This is a genomic window from Kitasatospora sp. NPDC004272 (assembly GCF_053603035.1).
This window is the reverse complement of sequence record NZ_JBSGET010000020.1, coordinates 19932-40384: the sequence shown is the minus strand read 5'-3', so window position 1 is coordinate 40384 and position 20453 is coordinate 19932. Positions and strand designations below refer to the sequence as shown.

The window sequence follows — 20453 nt, the reverse complement described above, 5'->3', positions numbered from 1 at the left end:
CCGGCCCGGCCGCCAGTCTGGTGCGCATGACGAGCGAACTGCCCGGCGTGTGGCGCCGGATGCGGATGTGGGGCGCGGCGCACGCCGTGGACGACCTGTACCAGGGCCTGATCCCGGCGGTGGTGCCGTACTTCGTGCTGGAGCGCGGGTACGGGTACGTGGCGGCGGGCGGGCTGACCCTGGCGGCGACGCTGGGCAGCGCGGTCCCGCAGCCGCTGGTCGGCCTGCTGGTGGACCGGCGTCCGCTGCCCTGGCTGTCGGCGGCGGGGCTGGCGCTGGCCGGGCTGGGCGCGGGGCTGAGCGGGCTGGCCGACGGGTACGCGCTGGTGTGGCTGCTGGTGCTGCTCTCCGGCCTCGGGGTGGCGGCCTTCCACCCGGCGGCGGGGCGGGCGGCCCGGGAGGCGGCGGGCGACTCCACCAGTGCGATGAGCGTCTTCGCGGCGGGCGGCAGCGTCGGGTTCTTCCTGGCGCCGGTGCTGGCCACGCCGCTGCTGTCGGCGTGGGGCGTGCGGGCGACGGCGGTGTTCGTGCTGCCCGCGCTGGTGATGGCGGCGGTGCTGTTCCGGGCCCGGCACCGGACCCGTCCGCACGCCGCGGGCCGGGCGAAGCGGGCCGGGAGGGACCGCTGGCGGCCGTTCCTGGTGCTGACCGGGGTGGAGGTGGTCCGCTCGGTGGTGTTCTTCGGCGTCAGCACCTTCATCGAGCTGTACTGGCTGCGGCAGTTGCACGCCTCCCACCTGCTGGCCGGGGCGGCGCTGACCTGCTTCCTGCTCGGCGGCGTCGCGGGCACCCTGGGCGGCGGGCGGCTGGCCGACCGGATCGGCATGGTGCGCACCGCGCAGTGGGGCACCGCGCTGACCGTCCCGATGCTGGTGCTGCTGCGGGTGACGCCGGGCGCGTGGGCGCCGCTGCTGTTCGCCGTGCTGGCGGGCGCGGCGCTGAACCTGCCGTTCGCCGTCCTGGTCAAGCTGGGCCAGGACTACCTGCCCAACCGCCCCGGCACCGCGGCCGGCGTCACCCTCGGCCTGGCGGTCAGCGTCGGCGGCCTGATCGCCCCGCTGTTCGGCCTGGTCGCCCAGCGGCACGGCCCGCAGGGCGTGATGTGGCTGCTGCCGGCGATCCCGCTGCTGGGCGTCGCGCTGGGCGCGTTCATGGTCGAACCGGGCCGCTGGAAGGACGCGGACGACGCGGACGCGGAACCCGAACCGGTCGGCGCCGCCGCCTCGTAGGGCCGGGTCGGACGCGGCCCTAGGCTGGGCGGCATGAGCCCTTCGATCGCCACCAACACCCGGGTCGGGCTGGACGAGCTGCTGGAGTTCGTCCGCCCCCGCCACCGTGCCCTGCTGATCACCCGCCGCGCCGACGGCACCCCGCAGGCGTCCCCGCTGACCTGCGGGGTGGACGACGACGGCCGGATCGTCGTCTCCACCTACCCCGAGCGGGCGAAGACCCGCAACGCCAGGCGGGACGCCGCGGTGAGCGTGCTGGTGCTCTCCGACGAGTGGGACGGCCCCTGGGTGCAGGTCGACGGCGAGGCCGAGGTGCTGGACCTGCCGGAGGCGCTGGAGCCGCTGGTGGAGTACTTCCGCACCATCGCGGGCGAGCACCCGGACTGGGACGAGTACCGGGAGGCGATGCGCCGCCAGGGCAAGTCGCTGATCCGGATCACCCCGCGCCGCTGGGGTCCGATCGCCACCGGCGGATTCCCGGCCCGGCTGGCGCCCGAGCAGTAGCCGCAGGCGCCCCCGCACGGCCGCCGACGACCGGCCCGGACACCCACGGTGTCCGGGCCGGCGGCGTCTCCGCCACCATCCGGAACCCGATCGTCCACCATTCGGACTTCCGGCCGCTCCGCGCGGGGCCCGCTCCCGACCCGGCCGCCGGGGGCCGACCTGGACGCCGACGTCTCACGATGCGGACGATTCCGGCCACTGCGAGAGAGGTCACAGGCCGCTCCGTAGCCATCCGCGCATGCCAGGTGTTTACTGATTCAATCCAAATGGCCCGTCTCAATGGACGCGAGCCCCGGCACCACGCGCAACAGGCGGCAACAGATGTCCCAGGCCACCCCGCAGCCCGCCCTCCGGCGGCGCAGCATCCTCAAGGGCGCGCTCACCGGCGCCGCCGTGTTGTCCCTGGGCGCACTGCTGGAGGCGTGCGGGGCGCAGCCGTCCCGGGGCGACCGCGCGGCGGACACCGGCGGGCAGGCCTCGGCGGGCCGGGACACCGGGAAGGAGATCCCGCTGCTGCGGGTCTCGCTGCCGGGTTCGCTCTCCAACCTGTACCCCGGGCAGGAGTCCGGGGTCCTCAACTACTACGCGGCCGCCGTCGCCATGGAGGGCCTGGTCGGCGTGGACGGCGACGGGAAGCTCGTCCCGGCGCTGGCCTCCGCGGTCACCAAGCGCGACGACCGGACGCACGTCTACACGCTGCGCGAGGGGGCCCGCTTCCACGACGGCAGCCCGGTCACCGTCGAGGACGTGCTGCACTCCGTCACGATGGCGGCGGACAGCACGGTCTCCCCCGGCACCGCGAGCTACTGGGCCGACCTGGAGTCCGCCACGCAGACCGGGCCGAACGAGGTCACCCTGGTCAGCAAGAGCGGCGCGGTGGCCTTCGAGTGGCTGGCGACCTCGGCCCAGGCGCTGTGGATCGCCCCCAAGTCGTACTGGGAGAGCACCGGCGGGAAGATCGGCACCGCCACCTCGCTGCTCACCGGCTCCGGTCCCTACCAGGTCACCGAGTTCAAGCCGGACTCCCACCTCGAACTGACCCGCAACCCGCACTGGTGGGGCACCGCCCCGAAGGTCGCCAAGCTCCGGATCGACTTCATCCCGGACGACAACACCCGGCGGCTGGCCTGGCAGTCCGGCGAGACGCACGCCTCGCTGAACGTGCCGCTGACCGCCGCCCGGCAGTGGGAGTCGATCGACGGCACCCGGGTCGTCTACACCCCCGACCGCTCGTACGCGGGCCTGACCTTCAACACCACCGTCGCGCCCTTCGACGACCCGCACGTGCGCAGGGCCGTCGCGCACGCGGTCGACCGCGCCGCGATCGTCAAGGAGGTGCTGCAGGGCCACGGCCAGGTCGCCACCGCGCTGTCCACCCCCGAGCAGTTCGGCGGGCTGTGGACGCCGGAGGAGGCCACCGCCAAGCTGGCGGCCGTCCCGCAGTACGAGTACTCGCTGGAGAAGGCGAAGGCCGAACTCGCCCAGTCCAAGGTGCCGGGCGGCTTCAGCGTCGACCTGTCGTACCCGAGCAGCGGCCCGCACCTGGGCACCGCCGCGCTCGCGTTCGGCGCCGAACTGAAGAAGATCGGCATCACGCTGAACGTCAAGGAACTGCCCCTCGAACAGTGGATCGCCGAGATCAACTCCTTCCCCGGGCTGACCTTCTTCTGGTACTTCAACACCACCGGCGACCCGGGCGAGATCGTCTCCTGGCTGCTCGGCCCCGACAACCCGGCCAAGTACCAGAACCCGCAGGTCAGCGAGCTGGTCGGCCGGGCCGCGACGACCGGCGACCCGGCCGCGCGGGCCGAGCTGCTGCTCCAGGCCCAGCAGGCGCAGGCCGCCGACGCCGCCTACGCCCCGCTGTGGTGGGGGCAGTCGGCGCTGGCGCTGCGCGACACCGTCGGCATCTCCGGCTACAGCTCCTACACGATGGTGTCGCAGTGGCCCACCCGGATCTATGCGGCCGTCTGACCCCGCCGCGCCGGAAGCCACCGGGCCGGAAGCCACCGCGCCGGAGGCCGCCGCGCCCGTGGCGCTGAAGGGCGCGGGCGGCGCGCGCCCGCTGGCGGGCTTCGTGGCGCGCCGGCTCGGCACCGCCCTGCTGCTGCTGTTCCTGCTGTCGCTGCTGGTCTACGGCCTGGTGTTCCTCGCCCCGGGGGACATCGCCCGCAACCTGCTGGGCACCAGGAACGCCACCCCGGAGGCGCTGGCCCAGGTCCGGGCGCAGTACCACCTGGACGAGCCGTTCCTGCGGCAGTACTGGCGCTGGCTGTCCGGCCTGCTCGGCGGCGACCTCGGCACCTCCGTCCGGACCGGCGAGCCGGTGTCCTCGGTGCTCGCCGAGCGCCTCGGGCTGACCGCCGCGCTGTGCTCCCTGGCCTTCGGCCTCTCCGTGCTGGTCGGCGTCCCGGCGGGGGTCGCCGCCGCACTGCGGCGCGGCCGGCTGGCGGACCGGCTGCTGGTCGGCGGCTCGGTGGTCGGCGTGAGCGCGCCCGGCTTCGCGGTCGGCCTGCTGCTGCTGTACGTCTTCGGCGTCGGCCTGGAGTGGTTCCCGGTGTACGGCACCGGGACCGGCTTCCTGGACGGGCTGTGGCACCTCGCGCTGCCGTCCGTCGCGCTGGCGCTGGGCCTGGGCGCGTTCGTGGTCAAGCTGACCCGGGCCGCCGTCGTCCGCGAACTGGAGGAGGACTACGTGGTCTTCGCCCGCAGCCGCGGCCTGGGCGGGCGGCGGGTGCTCGGCGTGGTGCTGCGCAACGCCGCCGTGCCCGTCGTCACCAACCTGGGCCTGCTGGTCGCCTACCTGCTCGGCGGCACCGTCCTGGTGGAGACCACCTTCGCGCTGCCCGGGCTCGGCTCGCTGCTGGAGTCCTCGGTGCTGTTCAAGGACTTCGCGGTGGTGCAGGCGCTGACGCTGGTGACCGCGCTGGTGGTCTCGCTGGTCACGCTGGCGGTGGACCTCGCCTACCTGGCGGTCGACCCGCGGATGCGCACCAGGGCGGGGGTCGGACGGTGACCCGACGCCTCCCCCGGCTGCCGCGCACCCCGCTGACGGTGCTGCTGAGCGCGGTGTTCCTCGCCGTGGCGGTGCTCTGCGCGCTGGCCGGCCCGCTGCTCGCCCCGCACGCCCTCGACCAGGACCTCTACCTGGGCACGGTGGGCGCCGGGGTCGAGGGCCACCTCTCCGGCACCGACGCGCTCGGCCGCGACGTCCTCTCGCTGGCCGTCCTCGGCACCCGCTCGGCGCTGCTCGGGCCGGTCCTGGTGGCCTGCGGCTCGATGCTGCTCGGCCTGCTGCTCGGCACCCTCGCCGGGTTCCGGGGCGGCTGGCTGGACACCGTGGTCGGCCGGTACGCCGACCTGCTGCTCGCGCTGCCCGCCGTCCTGCTCGCCATGGTGGTGGTCGGGATGCTCGGCGGCGGCTACTGGGTGACCGTGCTGGTGCTGGTCGTGCTGTTCTCCCCGACCGACGTCCGGCTGGTCCGGGCGGCGGTGATGGAGCAGGCCGCCCGCCCGTACATCGAGTCGGCGCGGGTGCTGGGCATCCGGCCCGGCCGGATCATGGTCCGGCACGTGCTGCCCAACACCGTGCCGATCGTGGTCGCCAACCTGCTGCTGAACACCGCGTTCGCGATGGTCGCCCTCTCCTCGCTCTCCTACCTGGGGCTGGGCGTCGCCCCCGGCGCCGCCGACTGGGGGCGCCAACTGGCGGACGGCCAGCGGATCATGGTCGACAACCCGCTCGCGGCGATCCTGCCCGGCGTGCTGATCATCCTGGCCGCCACCAGCGTCAACCTGCTCGGCGACTGGCTCGCCGAACGCCTGGACCGGAAGGTGGCCACCCGATGAGCCGTGCCGATCACGCCCCGTCGGTGCGGGCCGCCGTCCCGCTGCTGTCGGTGCGCGGCCTGCGGGTGGACGGGCCGGCCGGCGCGATCGTCGCGGGCGTCGACCTGGACGTCCGGCGCGGCGAGACGCTCGCCCTGGTCGGGGAGTCCGGCTCGGGCAAGTCGATGACCGTCAAGGCGCTCAGCGGCCTGCTGCCCGCCGGCGTCCGGGCCACCGGCACGCTGGAGCTCGACGGCGAGCCGCTCCCGCTGGACCCGGCCGCCCGGCCCTGGCGGACCGTGCGGGGCAACCGCGTCGCGCTGCTGCTGCAGGACCCGTTCACCTCGCTGTCCCCCGTGCACACCTGCGGGGCGCAGATCGGCTGGGCGCTGCCCGGCAGGCCCTCCCGCGCCGAGCGGGCGAAGCGGGTGGCCGCGCTGCTGGCCGAGGTGGGGCTCGCGCCCGACACCGCCGACCGGTACCCGCACCAGCTGTCCGGCGGCATGCGCCAGCGGGTCGCGATCGCCGCGGTGCTGGCCGCCGACCCGGACCTGCTGATCGCCGACGAGCCCACCACGGCACTGGACGCCACCACCCAGCACGAGGTGCTGGAGCTGATCGCCCGCCTCCAGCGGGAGCGGCGGATGGCCGTCGTCCTGATCACCCACGACCTCGGCCTGGCCCGCAGCCGCGCCGACCGGATCGGGGTGATGTACGCGGGCCGCCTGGTCGAGACCGGCACCGGCGCGCAGGTGCTGGACGCCCCCGCCCACCCGTACACCGCCCGGCTCGCCGCCTGCGAGCCGCCGCTGGACCGGCGCCTGCCGCTGCTGCCCACCATCCCCGGCCAGGTCCCCGCCGCCCACGCGGTCGGCGCGGGCTGCGCGTTCGCGGACCGCTGCGAGCTGGCCCTCCCCGACTGCCGGAGCCGGTACTCCCCCCTGCTGGCTCCGGCGCCCGACGACGCCGAGCACCTGGCCGCCTGCCTGCGGATCGGCGAGAGCGCCCTCCCCGCCGCTGCCCTCCCCGCCCCGGCCCCGGCAGCGGCGGCGGCGCCCCGGACGGGCGGCGCGGAGCCCGCGCTGCTGGTGACCGGGCTGGTCAAGCGGTTCCCCCGCACGGACCGGCCCGCCGTGGACGCCGTGGACCTGCGGCTGGAGCGCGGCGAGGCGGTCGTCGTGCTGGGCCAGTCCGGCTCCGGCAAGACCACGCTGGCCCGCTGCGTGGTCGGCCTGGAGCGGCCGGACGCCGGGACGGTGGCGTTCCCGCTCTCCGAGCGCGACGGCGGCGGCCCGCGCGGGCGGCGGACGACGGACCCCGGACGGGTGCAGATCGTCTTCCAGGACCCGTACTCGGCGCTGAACCCCGGGCACAGCATCGGCACCACCCTGCGCGAGGCCCTGCGCGCCGCCGGCCGCCCCGACGAGGACCCCGCCGACCTGCTCGAACTCGTCGGCCTGCCGCGCGAGTACGTGACCCGCAGGCCGCGCCGGCTCTCCGGCGGCGAGCGGCAGCGCGTCGCGATCGCCCGGGCGCTGGCGCCCCGCCCGGGCGTGCTGGTCTGCGACGAGGCGGTGTCCGCGCTGGACGTGTCGGTGCAGGCCGGGGTGCTGAACCTGCTCGCCCGGCTCCGCCGCGAACTCGACCTGAGCATCCTGTTCATCACCCACGACCTGGCCATCGCCCGTCAGGTCGCGGACCGCGTCCACGTCATGCACCGGGGCCGGGTGGTCGAGCACGGCCCGGCCGACGCGGTGCTGACCGCGCCCGCCCACCCGTACACCCGGCAGCTGCTGGCCAGCGCACCGGCCGCCCACTGAGCCCTCGACTCCCCGAGCTACGGAGCCTGTTGACCGTGTCCGACCTCCCGCCGAGCGACCTGCCGAACGACCTGCAGATCGACGCGCTGCCCGTGCCCGCCGACGTGACCGCGGTCGCCGACGGCGTCGGCGCCCTGCCCCCCGCGCTGCTGCGGCGCTGGAACCGGCACGGCGGGGTGCAGGTGGCGACCCTGCACACCGCCCGGCGCGGCGGCGAACTGCTGGGCGCCGCCTTCGAGGTGCACCGGCCGCTGACCGCCTACCGCAAGGTGGTGGACGTCTGGACGGCGTCCGCGGAGCCCGCCGCGCGGGCCGCCCTGACGGAGCGTCTGGTGGACTCCGTGGTGGAGCGCGCCTGGGCCGAGGGGGCTGTCTCGGTCAAGCGCGAACTCCGCCCGGCCGACGCCTCCTTCGAGGCCGACCGGGAGCGGGCGCTCACCGCCGGCTGGCAGGAGCTGCCGCAGCCGCCCCGCTGGTCCGGGCCGGTGGCGGGCCCGTTCCAGGAGCCGCCGGTGCACGGCCTGGTGCTGGTGCGCGAGCCGTCCCCGGCGGCGCCCGGCGCGGTCCCCTACATGCGGCAGACCACCGACTTCACCTGCGGCCCGGTCGCGCTCCAGATGGGCCTGGCCGCGCTGGGCCTGCGCGGCCGGCCGACCCGGGAGGCCGAACTGCGGCTGTGGCGGCGCGCCACCACGGTCGGCGGCTGCGAGCCGGTGGGCCTGGCGCTGGCCGCCGCGGACGAGGGCGCCCGGGCCCGGGTGCTGCTCTCCACCGAGCGGCCGGTGCTGCTGGAGCTGTGCGTCAACGACGAGGAGCGCGACCTGCGGGCCTTCCTCCAGGACGGGTTCCGCCGGGAGGCCGCCGAACGCGGCCTCGACGTCCGCACCGAGGCGTTCTCGCCGGACGCCCTGCGGGCCGCGCTGGCCGGCGGCGCGGTCGCCCTGGTCCTGATCGAGCAGCTGGGCATGCACGACGAGAGCTGCCCGCACTGGATCACCGTGCACGGCACGGCCGACCCCGACGTGTTCCTGGCCCACGACCCGTGGACCGACGCCAACTTCGGCGAGAGCTGGCTCGACGGGGTCGACCTGCCGCTACCCGCCGCCACCCTGGACCGGCTCGCCTGGTACGGCACCCCGAGCTACCGCGGCCTCGTCCTGCTGGAGGGCTGAGCATCCGCCGACCGGGGCGGGGTGACGGTCAGTCGGCCGGGGCGGGGTGACGGCCGGTCGGCCGGGGCGGGGTGACGGCCGGTCGGCCGGGGCCGGGTGACGGTCGGCCGGGGCCGGGTGACGGTCAGTCGGAGGGCATCGAGAGCATCGTGATCAGCTCGACCGGGCGGTCCCCCGCCGCCTGGTAGCTGTGCTCGCCCTCCCCGGAGAAGCGCACCGCCTCGCCCGCGCGCAGCGACACCGACCGCTGTTCCAGCGTCAGCACCACCGCACCGGACAGCACGTAGGCGAACTCCTCCGAGCCGCGCCCGTGCGGCGCGCTGTCGTGGGAGCCGCCGGGGGGCAGCGCGGTCTCGTAGAGGCCCACCCGGCGGGCCTCGGAGCTGGCGAACAGCGTCCGGGCGGCCTCCTCCGGCGAGCGCGCGGACAGCACCTGGGGTTCGAACAGCGGGGTGCGGATGAGGTCCGCGACCTCCAGGCCCAGGGCCGCCGCGACGGCGCCGAGCGCCTCGATCGTCGGGTTGGCCGCGCTGTGCTCCAGCTGCGACAGGAGGCCCTTGCTCACGCCCGCCCGCTCCGCGAGGTCCCGCAGGCTCAGGCCGCGGACCGACCGGGCGTGCTTCAGGTTCCCCGCGATCGCCGCTCGCAGCCGCTCCGTCACTTCACTCATCGCAGGCACCCTAGCAAGAACGCCGCGCGGGCCGACCTGGCCGTTCACCCCGGTCGGCCCGCGCGACGCGGTGCGGCGGGTCAGCCGCGCGCGCCGACCACGTAGCCGTACTGGGCGGGCCAGTTGCGGGGGACGTCGAGCTCGCGGGCGGCGTGCAGCGGCCAGTAGGGGTCGCGCAGCAGTTCGCGGCCGAGCATGACCGCGTCGGCGCGGCCCTCGGCGACGATCTCCTCGGCCTGGGCGGCCTCGGTGATCAGGCCGATCGCGTTGACCGGGAGGCCGGACTCGCGGCGGATGGTCTCGGCGAACGGGACCTGGTAGTTCGGCTCGACCGGGATCTTCGCGTGCGGGACGTTGCCGCCGGTGGAGACGTCGATCAGGTCGACCCCGATGGCCTGCAGCTCCTTGGCCAGCAGGACGGACTCCTCGATCGTCCAGCTGGGCTCCTCGGGGAGCCAGTCGGTCGCCGAGACCCGGAAGAACACCGGGAGGTCGGCGGGCCAGACGGCCCGGACCGCGGCCGCGAGTTCGCGGGCGAAGCGGCTGCGCCCGGTGAAGTCGCCGCCGTAGCCGTCGGTGCGGTGGTTGGAGACCGGGGAGAGGAACTGGTGGGTGAGGTAGCCGTGCGCGCCGTGCACCTCGACGACCTTGAAGCCGGCGGCCAGGGCGCGGCGGGCGGAGGCGGCGAAGTCCTCGATCACCTCGGCGATCTGCGCCTCGGTGAGCTCGGCGGGCACCGGGTAGCCCTCGTTGAACGGGAGCGGGGACGGGCCGACCACCTGCCAGCCGCCCTGCTCGACCGGGAGCGGGCCACCGCCCTTGCCGTGGTGGTTGGTGGACGCCTTGCGCCCGGCGTGGGCGAGCTGGATCGCCGGGACGGAGCCGTGCTGGGTGATCAGCGCGGCGATCCGGGCGAGCTGCTCCTGCTGGCGGTCGTTCCACAGGCCGAGGTCCCACGGGGAGATCCGGCCGTCGGGGCGGACACTGGTGGCCTCGACCATCACCAGCCCGGCGCCGCCGGCGGCCCGGGAGCCGAGGTGGGCGAGGTGGAAGTCGGTGGCGGCGCCGGTGTCGGGGCCCTCGGAGGCGGCCGAGTACATGCACATCGGGCTGAGCCAGATCCGGTTGGGAATGGTCAGCGAGCGGATGGTGATGGGCTCGAACAGGGCGCTCACGGCTGCCTGTCCTTCCTGTGGTCCGGATGCGGCTTCTTGCGCTTCGTACGATACTCACCGTACTACGAGACCTGTCAAACTACGAGGTCTGTCGTACTATGAACCCGTGACCCTCGACCACGACCAGGACTGCCCCGGCCTGCTCCCCGAGCCCCCCGCCGCGGAGCTGCAGTTGGTGTCCGTGCTGCACGCCCTGGCGGACCCGACCCGGCTGCGGATCGTCGCCGACCTCGCGGGCGCGGGCGGCGACGAGCTGAACTGCCTGGCGTTCGAACTGCCGGTCACCAAGTCGACGATGACCCACCACTTCCGGGTGCTGCGCGAGGCCGGACTGATCCGCCAGCACCGGCGCGGCACCTCGAAGATGAACGCCCTGCGCACGGACGACCTGTCCGCCCGCTTCCCGGGCCTGCTGGAGGCCGTGCTGACCGCCCTCCCGCGCTGCCCGAAGGGCCCCGCCGAGATCGCGGCCCCGGCCGTCGGCGCGGCGACCCCGGCCGCGGCCACCCGCTGAGCCACCGCCCGGCAGCCGCCCCGGCGGGCGCCCACACCTGCCCCGGCGGGCGCCCGCGGCTGCCCCGACGGGTACCGGCGACTGCCCCGGCGGGTGCCGACCGCTGCCCCTTCCGTCACTGAGCGCCACCTGACGGGCCGTCAGTTCACGGCGCGCTTGCGCCGTCCGACCCGGCGGGTACCCGCCACCGCGCGCCCGGAACCATCGCGCCACTTGGCACGTCACTCGTCCCGGACGCCCCCGGCGCACCGCGGTGACGATCTTTCCTGACACGGTCATGCCTGGTCATCCGGCCTTCACCCGAGTTGTTCCGGCGTTCATCCGGCGTGGTCATTTGGTCTATACCAATCGGGTACTCTGACCGGCGACAGGTGTCAACGTCCGGCCGTGGGGGGCCCAATGACTGTCAATCACCTTCCGTCACCACCTTCCGATCAGGAGCTCTACTGGTACTTCGGGCCTCAGCGCCGCTGGGTCCCGCTGCTCTCCGCGCTCGCCTTCACGGTGAGCGCCGGCACGATGCTCAGCTTCTCGCTGCGCACCCCGGCCCTGTGGCCGTTCCTCGCCGTCCTCGGCGTCAACGCCGTCGCACTCGCCCTGACCTGCCTGAACGGCCTGCGCCGCCGCCGCTTCACCCGGGCCGGCCACGAACTGCTGGTCGCCGCCTGGCAGCCGGCCACCGCGCCGTCCGTCGACCTGTACCTGCCGACCTGCGGCGAACCGCTCGACATCCTGGAGAACGCGTACCGCGCGGTCGCCCGCAGCAGCTACCCGGGCCGCCTCGACGTGTGGGTGCTCGACGACGCCGACCGCGCCGAAGTCGCCTCCCTGGCAAAGCAGTTCGGCTACCACTACGTGGTCCGCCCGAACCGCGGCGAGTTCAAGAAGGCCGGCAACCTCAACCACGCGCTGACCCTCAGCAGCGGCGAGTACGTCGCCATCCTGGACGCCGACTTCGCGCCGCGCGCCGACCTGCTGCAGCACCTGCTGCCGTACTTCGGCGACCCGGGGGTCGGCATCGTGCAGAGCCCGCAGTGCTTCGACACCGACGCCTCGATGGGCTGGGTGCAGCGCGCCGCCGGCTCCGCCCAGGAGTGGTTCTTCCGCTGGGTGCAGCCCAGCCGGGACGCCTCCGACGCCGCCATCTGCTGCGGCTCCAACGCCGTCTACCGGCGCGCCGCGATCGACGCCGCCGGCGGCTTCGCCCGGCTCGACCACAGCGAGGACATGTACACCGGCCTCGCCCTGCACCAGCGGGGCTACACCACCCGGTACGTGCCGGTGCTGGTCGCCAAGGGCACCTCGCCGGACTCCACCACCAGTTTCGTCAACCAGCAGTACCGCTGGACGATGGGCAACCTGCACCTGATCGGCGACAAGGCCACCCGCAGGGCGATGACCTGGCGGATGCGCCGCTGCTTCGACGAGGGCATCGTCGGCTACCTGGCCGCCGCCGTGAACGTGCTCACCGCCCCGCTGCCGCCGCTGGTCATGCTGTTCGCCTTCCCCGGCGAGGTCCGCGCCTGGTACGTGCTGCCGATGCTCTCGCTGCTCTGGCTGTGGCACGTGCTGCTACCCCGGGTCAGCCGCACCCGCTGGCGCTCCGAAGTACTGCGCGCCAACGTGCTGATGAGCTTCGCCGCCGCCACCGCCTACTGGCACACCGTCCGCGGCCGCAGCGCCGCCTGGGTGCCCACCGGCGTCGCCAAGCCCGGCCGCTCCGGCGGCATGGCCCGCAAGGTGCTGCTGGTCTCGCTGCTCTGGACGGCCGGCACCCTGCTCGCCACCGCCGTCGGGGTGGCCGCCGCCACCTACCTGCACGGCTGGCACACCACCTGGGGCCTGGCCCTGTACCTGGCCGTGCAGCTGCACCTCGGCGTGCCGCTGATCCGCGACCTGTACGCCGAACTCCGGCCCCGCGCGACCGAGTCCACCGAATCCGGGGCCCGCCCGGCGATGCGTCCGCGGCGCTGGCCCGAGGCCCTCGCCGTCACGAGCACGCTCGCCCTGCTCGCCCTGCTCGCCTCCGGCTGGGCGGCCCCGATGCTGCCCTGGCTGGGCTGAAAGGTCCACGCTCCCGTGTCCACCAGTACCGCCCCGAGTACCGCCCCGCTCACCGTCGTGCTGAACCGAGCACCGGTCGAGCGGCCGAAGTTCCGACCCGACATCGAGGGCCTGCGGGCCGTCGCCGTGCTCGCCGTGCTCGCCTTCCACGCCGCCGTGCCCGGCTTCGCGGGCGGCTTCGTCGGCGTCGACGTCTTCTTCGTCGTCTCCGGCTACCTGATCACCGGCCTGCTGCGCGGCGAGAGCGTCCGCACCGGGCGCGTCCGGCTCGCCGAGTTCTACTCCCGCCGGGCCCGCCGCCTGCTGCCCTCCGCCGCCGTCGTCCTGGCCGTCACCGCCGTGCTCGGCGCCCTGCTCACCGCGCCGCTGCGCCGCGCCGACCTGGAGCGCGACGTCCTCGCCTCCGCACTGTCCGTCGCCAACTGGCGTTTCATCGCCGAGCAGACCGACTACCTGGCGGCCGGCCGCGACCCGAGCGCCCTGCTGCACTTCTGGTCGCTCGCCGTCGAGGAGCAGTTCTACCTGCTCTGGGCCCCGCTGCTGGCCCTCGCCGCCCGCTGGGCCTGGCACCGCCGCACCCTGCTCGGCCTGACCCTGCTGCTCGGCGCCGGCTCGTTCTGGCTCTCCCTGCACTGGAGCGCCGGGGCCTACCTCTCCACCCCGACCCGGGCCTGGCAGTTCGCCGCCGGCGCCGCCGTCGCCCTGCTGCCGATCGGCCGGATACCGCGGCCGGCAAGGGAGTTGCTCGGGACCGGCGGCCTGGCCGGGGTGCTCGCCGCACTGCTGCTGTTCGACGGCCGCACCCCCTACCCCGGGTACGCCGCGCTGCTGCCGACCGCCGCCACCGCCGCGATCCTGCTGGCCGGCGCCGGCGGCACCCACCTGGTCGGCCGGGCGCTGTCGCTCGGCGCGCCGCGCGCGATCGGCCGGCTCTCCTACAACCTGTACCTGTGGCACTGGCCGGTGCTGGTCCTCGCCGAGGCCCGGTGGGGCACCCTGCACTGGGGCGTCAGGGTCGCCCTGACCGCCGCCGCCGCGCTGCCCGCGTACGCCGCGCTGCGCTGGCTGGAGCAGCCGCTGCGCCGCAGCCGGGTGCTCGGCGAGATCCCGCGCCGCGGCCTGTCGCTGGGCCTGACCGCGGTGGTCTTCCCGGTGCTGCTGGCGCTGGTCGTCGGCTCCGGCACCCTCCGCGGCCTGGGCCCGGCCACGCCCCCGGACCCGTCCGGCCTGCCGCCGGGCGCCCGCACCGGCAGCAGCCTGCTGGCCGCCGCGCCGCCCCCGCACGCGCCGACCGTGCCCAACCCCGTCCAGGCCCGGCAGGACTTCCCGCCGGACGGCGGCTGCGAGGTGGACCCGGCCGACACCACCAGCCCGCCGTGCCGCTTCGGCACCGGCGACGACCGGATCGTGCTGCTCGGCGACTCGCACGCCGGCCAGTGGTTCTCCGCGCTGCTCGGCGTCGCCGCCGAACACCGGATGTCCGTCGAGGAGTTGGTCAAGCAGGGCTGCCCGCTGCCCGAACTGACGGTCACCAACCCGCAGTTGGGCCGCACCTACCACGAGTGCGACACCTGGCGGGCGAACACCCTGGCCCGGCTGGGGGACGGGCCGAGGCCCAAGCTGGTCGTCGTCTCCGCACTCAACCGCTACACCGCCGACCGGGCCGCACTGCTGCGCGGCTGGGAGCGGACCCTCGCCCCGCTGCGGGAGCTGGGCGTCCCGATCGTCTACCTGCAGGACACCCCGATCCCCGGCCGGGACGTCCCGGCCTGCGTCTCCGGCCACCCGGACACCACCTCCGCCTGCGACTTCCCGCGCGCCGAGGGCCTGTACGCCGACCCGCTGGCCGAGGAGATCGCCGCCGGGAAGTTCCCCGGCGTCACCACCGTCGAGGTCAACTCGGTGCTCTGCCCGGCGAGCGGGCGCAGCTGCCCGGCCGTCCTGGAGCACGTGCTGCTGTACCGGGACGACTCGCACCTGACCAACGCCGCGGCCGTGGTGCTCACCCCGCGCCTGGACCAACTCCTGATCGACAGCGGCGCGTTCGGCCCGGCCGGCGGCTGGACGACGCTGCTGCACGACGAGTTCGACGGCGCGGCCGGCGCGAGGCCCGATCCGGCCACCTGGCAGTACGACCTGGGCACCTGCTACCCCGGCTGCCCGGCCGCCCGGTGGGGCACCGGCGAGGTCGAGACGATGACCGACTCCGCCGAGAACGTCCGCCTGGACGGCAGGGGCGCGCTGGAGATCACGCCCACCCGGGACGCGGCGGGCCGCTGGTCCTCCGGCCGGATCGAGTCCAGGCGGGCCGACCTGGCCGCCCCCGCGGGCGGAGTCCTGCGCCTGGAGGCCGAGTTGGCGCTTCCCGACGTGCACGGCGAGGCCGCGGCCGGGTACTGGCCGGCGTTCTGGGCGCTCGGCGGCAAGCTCCGCGACGGCTACACCGGCTGGCCCGGCGTCGGCGAGCTGGACGTGCTCGAATCCGTCGGCGCCCGCGGCGTGTTCGGCACCGTGCACTGCGGCACCACCCCCGGCGGACCGTGCCAGGAGCCCAATGGCCTCGGCTCGGGCGAGCAGCCCTGCGCGGACTGCTGGGGCGCCTTCCACACCTACACCGTCGAGATCGACCGCTCCACCAGCCCCGAACGGGTCCGCTGGCTGCGGGACGGCCGGGAGTACTTCGAGGTCACCGCCGACCAGGTCGACCCGGCCGCCTGGGACCAGGCCGTCCACCACGGCGTCTTCCTGATCCTGAACGTCGCGATCGGCGGCAACCTCCCGGCCGCGTACGGCAGTTCGCCCACGGCCGGGACGGAACCGGGCCACCCGATGAAGGTCGCCTCGGTCACCGTCTCGACCCGGCGGTAGCGAACGGGCAGGGCCGCGGCGCCGGGGGGCACCCGGTGCCGCGGCCCTGCCGTGCGTGCGGCTACTCCGGCCTGCGGAACATCCGCGTCGCGGTGATCTCGCCGTGGATGGTCGGCCCGTCCGGGTCCTGCGGGGCGGGCAGGCCGGGGCGCAGGTGCTCCTCGACCGAGATGTACTTGAGGCCGGCCCGCAGGTCGGCGTCGTTGCGCAGCCGGATCACCAGCGGGAACTCGGCGAGCGCGGTGGTGTCGAACAGGCCGGTGGTGTAGATGAGTTGGACGCCGAGCGCGTCGGCGACGGCGCGCTGCAGCTCCAGCAGGTAGGTGGCGTTGGCGCGGCCGATCGGGTTGTCGAGGAACAGCGTGCCGGCGTGCCGCAGTTGGGACTGGCCGCGGTCGTTGGCGCGCAGCGCGGCCATCGTGCAGTACAGGGCGATGGCGGCGGTGAGCAGCTGGCCGCCGGAGAAGACGTCCGACATCTGGCCGACCGAGACGCGTTCGGCGCGCAGCACCGCGTCCGGCTTGAGGATCTCGACCGAGACGCCCTTGGGGCCGATCGCGGCGGCGACGCCGCGCAGCAGCAGGGACATGCCGTCGCGGCGCAGGTCGGAGTTCTTCTTGACGGCGGAGCGGGTGGCCTCGTCGATGACCTCGCCGAGGCGTTCGACCAGGACGGCGTGGTCCGGGTCCTCGAAGCGGATCCGGAGGAACTCCTGGCCCGACCACTCGCCGAGGCCCTCGGGGAGCCGGGAGAGCCGCTGGGCGGCGCGCAGGGTGCCGAGCGAGGTCTCGACCAGGCCGCGCAGCCGGTCGACGATGGAGGAGCGGTTGCGTTCCAGCTGGGCGAGTTCGTCGGTGAGGACGCGCAGCCGGGGCGCGAACGCGGCGGCCCAGGCGGCGGCGTGGTCGGGCAGCGCGGCGGCGGGCAGTTCGCGGATCTGCTGCCGGGCGGGGGTGCGGACGGCCTCGTAGCGGGCGGCGTTGGCGTGCCGGACGAGCGCGTCGGAGGCGTCCCGGACGGCGAGTTCGGCGCCGGTGAGCTCGGTGGCGGCGGTGCGCATGGCGCGCCGGGTGTCGGTGACGGCGGCGCGGGCGGCGGCCAGCGAGCCGAGGTAGGCGTCGGCCTCGGGGTCGGTCTCCTCGCCGTTGTCGCGCAGCGCGTCGCGGAGCTGTCCGGCGAGTTCCTCGAAGTCGGTGGCGGCGGCCTGCGCCTGGTCCAGCGTCCGCTGCAGGTCGCCGTGCTCGGTGCGGGCGAAGTCGACGCGTTCGCGGCGTTCGGCGAGCAGCGCGGTGGCGGTGCGCAGCAGGGCCTGGGCGTGTTCGGGGTCGGCGGGGAGCAGGTCCTCGGGGAGTTCGGTGTGCGCCTCGCCGCCCGCCGGGGCGGAGCGTTCGGCGTCGCCGCGCAGCCGGCCGACCTCCTCGGAGGCGGCGCCGGAGCGGGCCTCGATGAGGGTGACGAGTTCCTCGGCGCGGGCGGCGGCGGCCTGCCGGGCGGGGCCGTCGGCGCCGTCGGGGCTGGCGAGGAGTTCCTCGGCGCGGGCCTTGACCTTGTTGCTGAGCCGGCCGAGTTCGGCGGCGGCGGCGGTCGCGTCGCTCTCGGCGCGGGCCTGTTCGGCGCGCAGGTCGGCGCCGACGCCGACCTTCTCGTAGAGCTGGGCGGCGGCCCGGTACGCCTCGCGCAGGGCGGGCAGCGAGGCGGGGGTGGTGCCCGGCTGCTCGGCGCCGGGGTCGACGGCGGCGATCTCGGCGCGTTCGCCGCGCAGGGTGCGGGCGGTGCGGCGGGCGTCGTCGGCGGCGCGCTGGGCGGCGCGGCGGTCCTCGTCGCAGGTGCGGGCGCGTTCGGCGCACTGGGCCTGGCGGCGTTCGCACTCGGCGGCGTCGTCGGCGAGTTCGCGTCGGCGGCGGGTCCAGTTGGCGCGTTCGCGCAGCCGGAAGGCGAGGCCGGCCAGCGCGTCGGCGCGGCGGCGGGCGCGCTGGGCGGCTTCCCGGCACTCCTCGTGGCGGGCGGCGGCGGTCTGCTGCTCGGCGTCGGCCTCGGCGTGGTCGGCGCGCAGGGTGGCGAGTTCGGCGGCGGTGGTCTCGGCGTGCAGGGCGGCCGCGGCGGCGCTCTCGGCGAGTTCGGCGAGGGTGCCGGGCGGGCAGCTGGCGTGCCAGGAGGCGAGCCGGGCGGCGAGGGCGCGGTCGCCGCCGAGCCGGGCGGCGAGTTCGCGGATGTGCTCCTCGCGGGCGGTGGCGCGGGTGCGCAGTTCGCGGCGTTCGTCGTCGGCGGCGGTCTCGTTGTGCATGGCCGGGTTGGGCGGCACGAGGAAGAAGGCGGGTTCGCCCTGGATCGGGGCGATCAGGGCGGCGGCGGTGCCGACGGCGACGGTGGAGCGCGGCAGCAGGGCGGCGGCGGCGAGCGCCTCGCGGGCCCGCTCCAGCGAAGCGGGGTCGGTGACGACGACGCCGTCGACGAGTTCGGGGCGGGCGGCGAGGATGGCGTCGTGGTCGGCGGGGTCGACGGACTGGGCGAGGTAGCGCCAGCCGGGGAGGGCGGGGATGCCCTGTTCGCCGAGGTGCTCGACGGTGGCGAGGACGTCGGGGCCGGGCGGCAGCAGGCCGCCGTCGCCGAGGGCGGCGAGGATCCGGGAGTCGTCGGCGGCGGCGGTGCGCAGGTCGAACAGGGTGCGTTCGGCGGTGGCCACGGACTGGTCGAGCAGTTCGCGCAGGTCTTCGGCGGAGGCGTCGAGGCCGCGCGGGGTGAGGAAGCCCTCGGACTCCTCGGCGCCGTCCTGGTAGGGCGTCAGGGAGAGCAGTTCGGCGAGCCGGGGTTCGGCGGCGAGCTGGGCGGCGGTGCGCTGTTCGGCGGCCAGTGCCCGGTCGGCGGCGGTGCGGGCGTCGGCGGCGCGGGCGGCGGCGAGTTCGGCGCGGGCTTCGGCGGCGGCGCTCTCGCGGGCCCGGACGGCGCTCTGTTCGGCGGCGGTGCGGGCCTGGTCGAGGGCCTCGGTGGCGGCCTTCTCGGCGTCGGCGGCGTGCAGGGCGGCGCGGGCCGGGTCGGGTTCGGCGCCGGAGTCGTCGATCCAGCCGGCTTCGACGGCGGCGGCGGTCTCCTGCTCGACCTCGGCGAGGCGCTGGCGGAGGTGTTCGGCCTCGGAGCGGGCCTTCTGGGCGGCGGTGGCGGCGGCGGTGGCCTCGGCCTGGGCGGTGGCGCCGTCCTGCTGGAGTTCGCCGGCCCGCAGTTCCTCCTGGTCGGCGCGGGTCTCGGCGTTCGCGGCGGCGCTCTCCAGGGCGCGGGCGAGGGCGCCGGCCGCCCGGTCGCGGGCGGCGAGGGCGGGGGCGGCGTCGAGTTCGGCCTCCCGGATGGCGGCGGCGACCCGGCCGGCCCGGTCGGCGGCGGCGCGGTGCCGCAGGACCGCCTCGGCGGCCTGCCAGGCGGCGAACTGGGCGCGGGCGTCGGTGAGTTCGCGGCGCAGCCGGGCGGCGTCGGCGGTGGCCGCCTCCAGGCCGAGGGTGGCGTGCCGGTAGGTCAGTTCGGAGACGATCAGCGAGTGCCGGGTGCGGTCGGTCTCGGCGGCGGTGACGGCGCCCGCGGCGGCGGCGACCTCGACGGCGAGGTCGTGGACCCGGTCGCGTTCGACGGCGGAGCGGGCGGTGAGCGACAGCGCGAGCCTGCGGGTGCGGCGTTCGGCGGCGCGGTGGCCCTCGCGGACGGTCTCGCGGGCGGCGGTGGCGTCGACGATGCGCTGCAGCAGGTCGACCGAGCCGGCGGTGAAGTCGCGTTCGGCGGTGAGTTCGGCGCGGCGGCCGAGCTTGGCGGCGAAGCCGTGGACGAGGTCGGCGAGGCCGTCGGTGTCGCGGGTGTCGGTGACGGCGCGCAGCAGCAGGTCGGTGAAGTCGGCGTCGCCCCGGACCGCGAACAGGCCGGCCGCCTCGCCCTCGTCGGCGTTCATCTCGCGCTGGTAGCGGAAGAGTTCGGGGTCGAGGCCGAGGGCGCCGAGGTGCTCGATCCAGCGGTCGTGGATCTCCTCGAAGGTGACGTCGAGGTGGGGTTGGGCCTTGCCGGCCTCGGTGAGGGCGTCGCGGAAACCCTTCATGGTGCGGCGGCGGCCGCGGGCCTGCTGGTCGCCGGTGAGAGCGGGTCGTTCGGCGACCGGCAGGCCGTCCAGGGTGAGGCCGGGGCCGGGGCGGAAGGAGTACCAGAGTTCGGCGAACTTGCGCGGGTCGGAGGAGACCTGGCGGCCGCGCCACTCGCTGACCTTGCCGACCACGATGAGTTCGCCGGTGACGGTGTGCTGCCACTCCAGGGCGACGTGGCCGCAGTCGTCGGCGAGCAGGAACTTGCGCAGCACGCCGGAGGAGGCGCCGCCGAGGGTGTTGCGGTGGCCGGGCAGCATCACCGAGAAGATCAGCTTGAGCAGCACGGACTTGCCGCCGCCGTTCTCCAGGAACAGCACGCCGGCGGGCGCGGGGCGGCGCTGCGGGCCCTCGGGCTCCTCGCCGAACAGGCCGATCTGCTGCGGCTGCGGCTCGGGCACCGGCTCGCCGACTCCGCGCAGGTCGAGCACCGTGTCGGCGTAGCGGGCGCCGGCCGGTCCGATCGAGTACAGGCGGACCCGGTTCAGCTCGTACAT

The 20453-nt window shown here is 75.6% G+C and carries 13 protein-coding genes; 10 read left to right on the top strand and 3 right to left on the bottom strand.

Annotated features, from left to right (window positions below; translation table 11 throughout):
- Nucleotides 1-26 precede the first annotated feature (26 nt).
- From ACWEO5_RS09270 to ACWEO5_RS09240, 7 genes are all read left to right on the top strand, one after another.
- Nucleotides 27-1229 (top strand): MFS transporter, encoded by a 1203-nt coding sequence (locus ACWEO5_RS09270; RefSeq protein WP_452161625.1) that lies wholly within the window; start codon nucleotides 27-29, stop codon nucleotides 1227-1229.
- A 33-nt stretch (nucleotides 1230-1262) separates the two neighbouring features.
- Nucleotides 1263-1733, top strand: coding sequence for a PPOX class F420-dependent oxidoreductase (locus tag ACWEO5_RS09265; protein WP_344551779.1), 471 nt, complete (start codon nucleotides 1263-1265; stop codon nucleotides 1731-1733).
- A 321-nt stretch (nucleotides 1734-2054) separates the two neighbouring features.
- Nucleotides 2055-3707 (top strand): ABC transporter substrate-binding protein, encoded by a 1653-nt coding sequence (locus tag ACWEO5_RS09260; protein ID WP_452161623.1) that lies wholly within the window; start codon nucleotides 2055-2057, stop codon nucleotides 3705-3707.
- The gene (locus tag ACWEO5_RS09255; RefSeq protein ID WP_452161621.1) at nucleotides 3694-4749 is read left to right on the top strand and encodes an ABC transporter permease; all 1056 of its coding nucleotides are present in this window, start codon (nucleotides 3694-3696) and stop codon (nucleotides 4747-4749) included. Before ACWEO5_RS09260 ends, ACWEO5_RS09255 begins: the two co-directional genes overlap by 14 nt.
- On the top strand, nucleotides 4746-5582 hold the full coding sequence (locus ACWEO5_RS09250) for an ABC transporter permease (protein WP_452161619.1): 837 nt from the start codon (nucleotides 4746-4748) through the stop codon (nucleotides 5580-5582). Before ACWEO5_RS09255 ends, ACWEO5_RS09250 begins: the two co-directional genes overlap by 4 nt.
- On the top strand, nucleotides 5579-7381 hold the full coding sequence (locus ACWEO5_RS09245; RefSeq protein WP_452161617.1) for a dipeptide ABC transporter ATP-binding protein: 1803 nt from the start codon (nucleotides 5579-5581) through the stop codon (nucleotides 7379-7381). Before ACWEO5_RS09250 ends, ACWEO5_RS09245 begins: the two co-directional genes overlap by 4 nt.
- Nucleotides 7382-7416: 35 nt before the next feature.
- Nucleotides 7417-8553: a peptidase C39 family protein gene (locus ACWEO5_RS09240; RefSeq protein ID WP_452161615.1), complete on the top strand. Its 1137-nt coding sequence runs from the start codon at nucleotides 7417-7419 to the stop codon at nucleotides 8551-8553.
- 124 nt (nucleotides 8554-8677) lie between these two features.
- Here ACWEO5_RS09240 and ACWEO5_RS09235 read toward each other — a convergent pair whose 3' ends face one another.
- Nucleotides 8678-9223 carry a helix-turn-helix domain-containing protein gene (locus tag ACWEO5_RS09235; RefSeq protein WP_452161613.1) on the bottom strand — a complete coding sequence of 182 codons (546 nt, stop codon included), beginning with the start codon at nucleotides 9221-9223 and terminating at the stop codon, nucleotides 8678-8680.
- A gap of 80 nt (nucleotides 9224-9303) precedes the next feature.
- Entirely contained in the window at nucleotides 9304-10398 is a 1095-nt protein-coding gene (locus ACWEO5_RS09230; RefSeq protein WP_452161611.1) for an NADH:flavin oxidoreductase/NADH oxidase, read from the bottom strand.
- Nucleotides 10399-10504: 106 nt separating this feature from the next.
- Here ACWEO5_RS09230 and ACWEO5_RS09225 point away from each other — a divergent pair, with 106 nt between their 5' ends.
- The 3 genes from ACWEO5_RS09225 (at nucleotide 10505) to ACWEO5_RS09215 (ending at nucleotide 15844) form a co-directional block, all read left to right on the top strand.
- Complete coding sequence (locus tag ACWEO5_RS09225) at nucleotides 10505-10912, top strand: ArsR/SmtB family transcription factor (RefSeq protein WP_452161609.1); 408 nt, start codon at nucleotides 10505-10507, stop codon at nucleotides 10910-10912.
- A gap of 399 nt (nucleotides 10913-11311) precedes the next feature.
- Nucleotides 11312-12976, top strand: a complete 1665-nt coding sequence (locus tag ACWEO5_RS09220; protein WP_452161607.1) for a glycosyltransferase family 2 protein — start codon at nucleotides 11312-11314, stop codon at nucleotides 12974-12976.
- Between the two features lie 15 nt (nucleotides 12977-12991).
- Complete coding sequence (locus tag ACWEO5_RS09215; RefSeq protein ID WP_452161605.1) at nucleotides 12992-15844, top strand: acyltransferase family protein; 2853 nt, start codon at nucleotides 12992-12994, stop codon at nucleotides 15842-15844.
- Between the two features lie 61 nt (nucleotides 15845-15905).
- Here ACWEO5_RS09215 and ACWEO5_RS09210 read toward each other — a convergent pair whose 3' ends face one another.
- Nucleotides 15906-20453: a hypothetical protein gene (locus ACWEO5_RS09210; RefSeq protein WP_452161603.1), complete on the bottom strand. Its 4548-nt coding sequence runs from the start codon at nucleotides 20451-20453 to the stop codon at nucleotides 15906-15908.

Excerpts from the sequence above, each read along its gene's own strand:
- ACWEO5_RS09255 (WP_452161621.1), top strand. The coding sequence starts at position 3,694 with ATGCGGCCGTCTGACCCCGCCGCGCCGGAAGCCACCGGGCCGGAAGCC.
- ACWEO5_RS09270 (WP_452161625.1), top strand. The coding sequence starts at position 27 with ATGACGAGCGAACTGCCCGGCGTGTGGCGCCGGATGCGGATGTGGGGC.
- ACWEO5_RS09260 (WP_452161623.1), top strand. The coding sequence starts at position 2,055 with ATGTCCCAGGCCACCCCGCAGCCCGCCCTCCGGCGGCGCAGCATCCTC.
- ACWEO5_RS09245 (WP_452161617.1), top strand. The coding sequence starts at position 5,579 with ATGAGCCGTGCCGATCACGCCCCGTCGGTGCGGGCCGCCGTCCCGCTG.
- ACWEO5_RS09210 (WP_452161603.1), bottom strand. The coding sequence starts at position 20,453 with ATGTACGAGCTGAACCGGGTCCGCCTGTACTCGATCGGACCGGCCGGC.
- ACWEO5_RS09235 (WP_452161613.1), bottom strand. The coding sequence starts at position 9,223 with ATGAGTGAAGTGACGGAGCGGCTGCGAGCGGCGATCGCGGGGAACCTG.
- ACWEO5_RS09265 (WP_344551779.1), top strand. The coding sequence starts at position 1,263 with ATGAGCCCTTCGATCGCCACCAACACCCGGGTCGGGCTGGACGAGCTG.
- ACWEO5_RS09220 (WP_452161607.1), top strand. The coding sequence starts at position 11,312 with ATGACTGTCAATCACCTTCCGTCACCACCTTCCGATCAGGAGCTCTAC.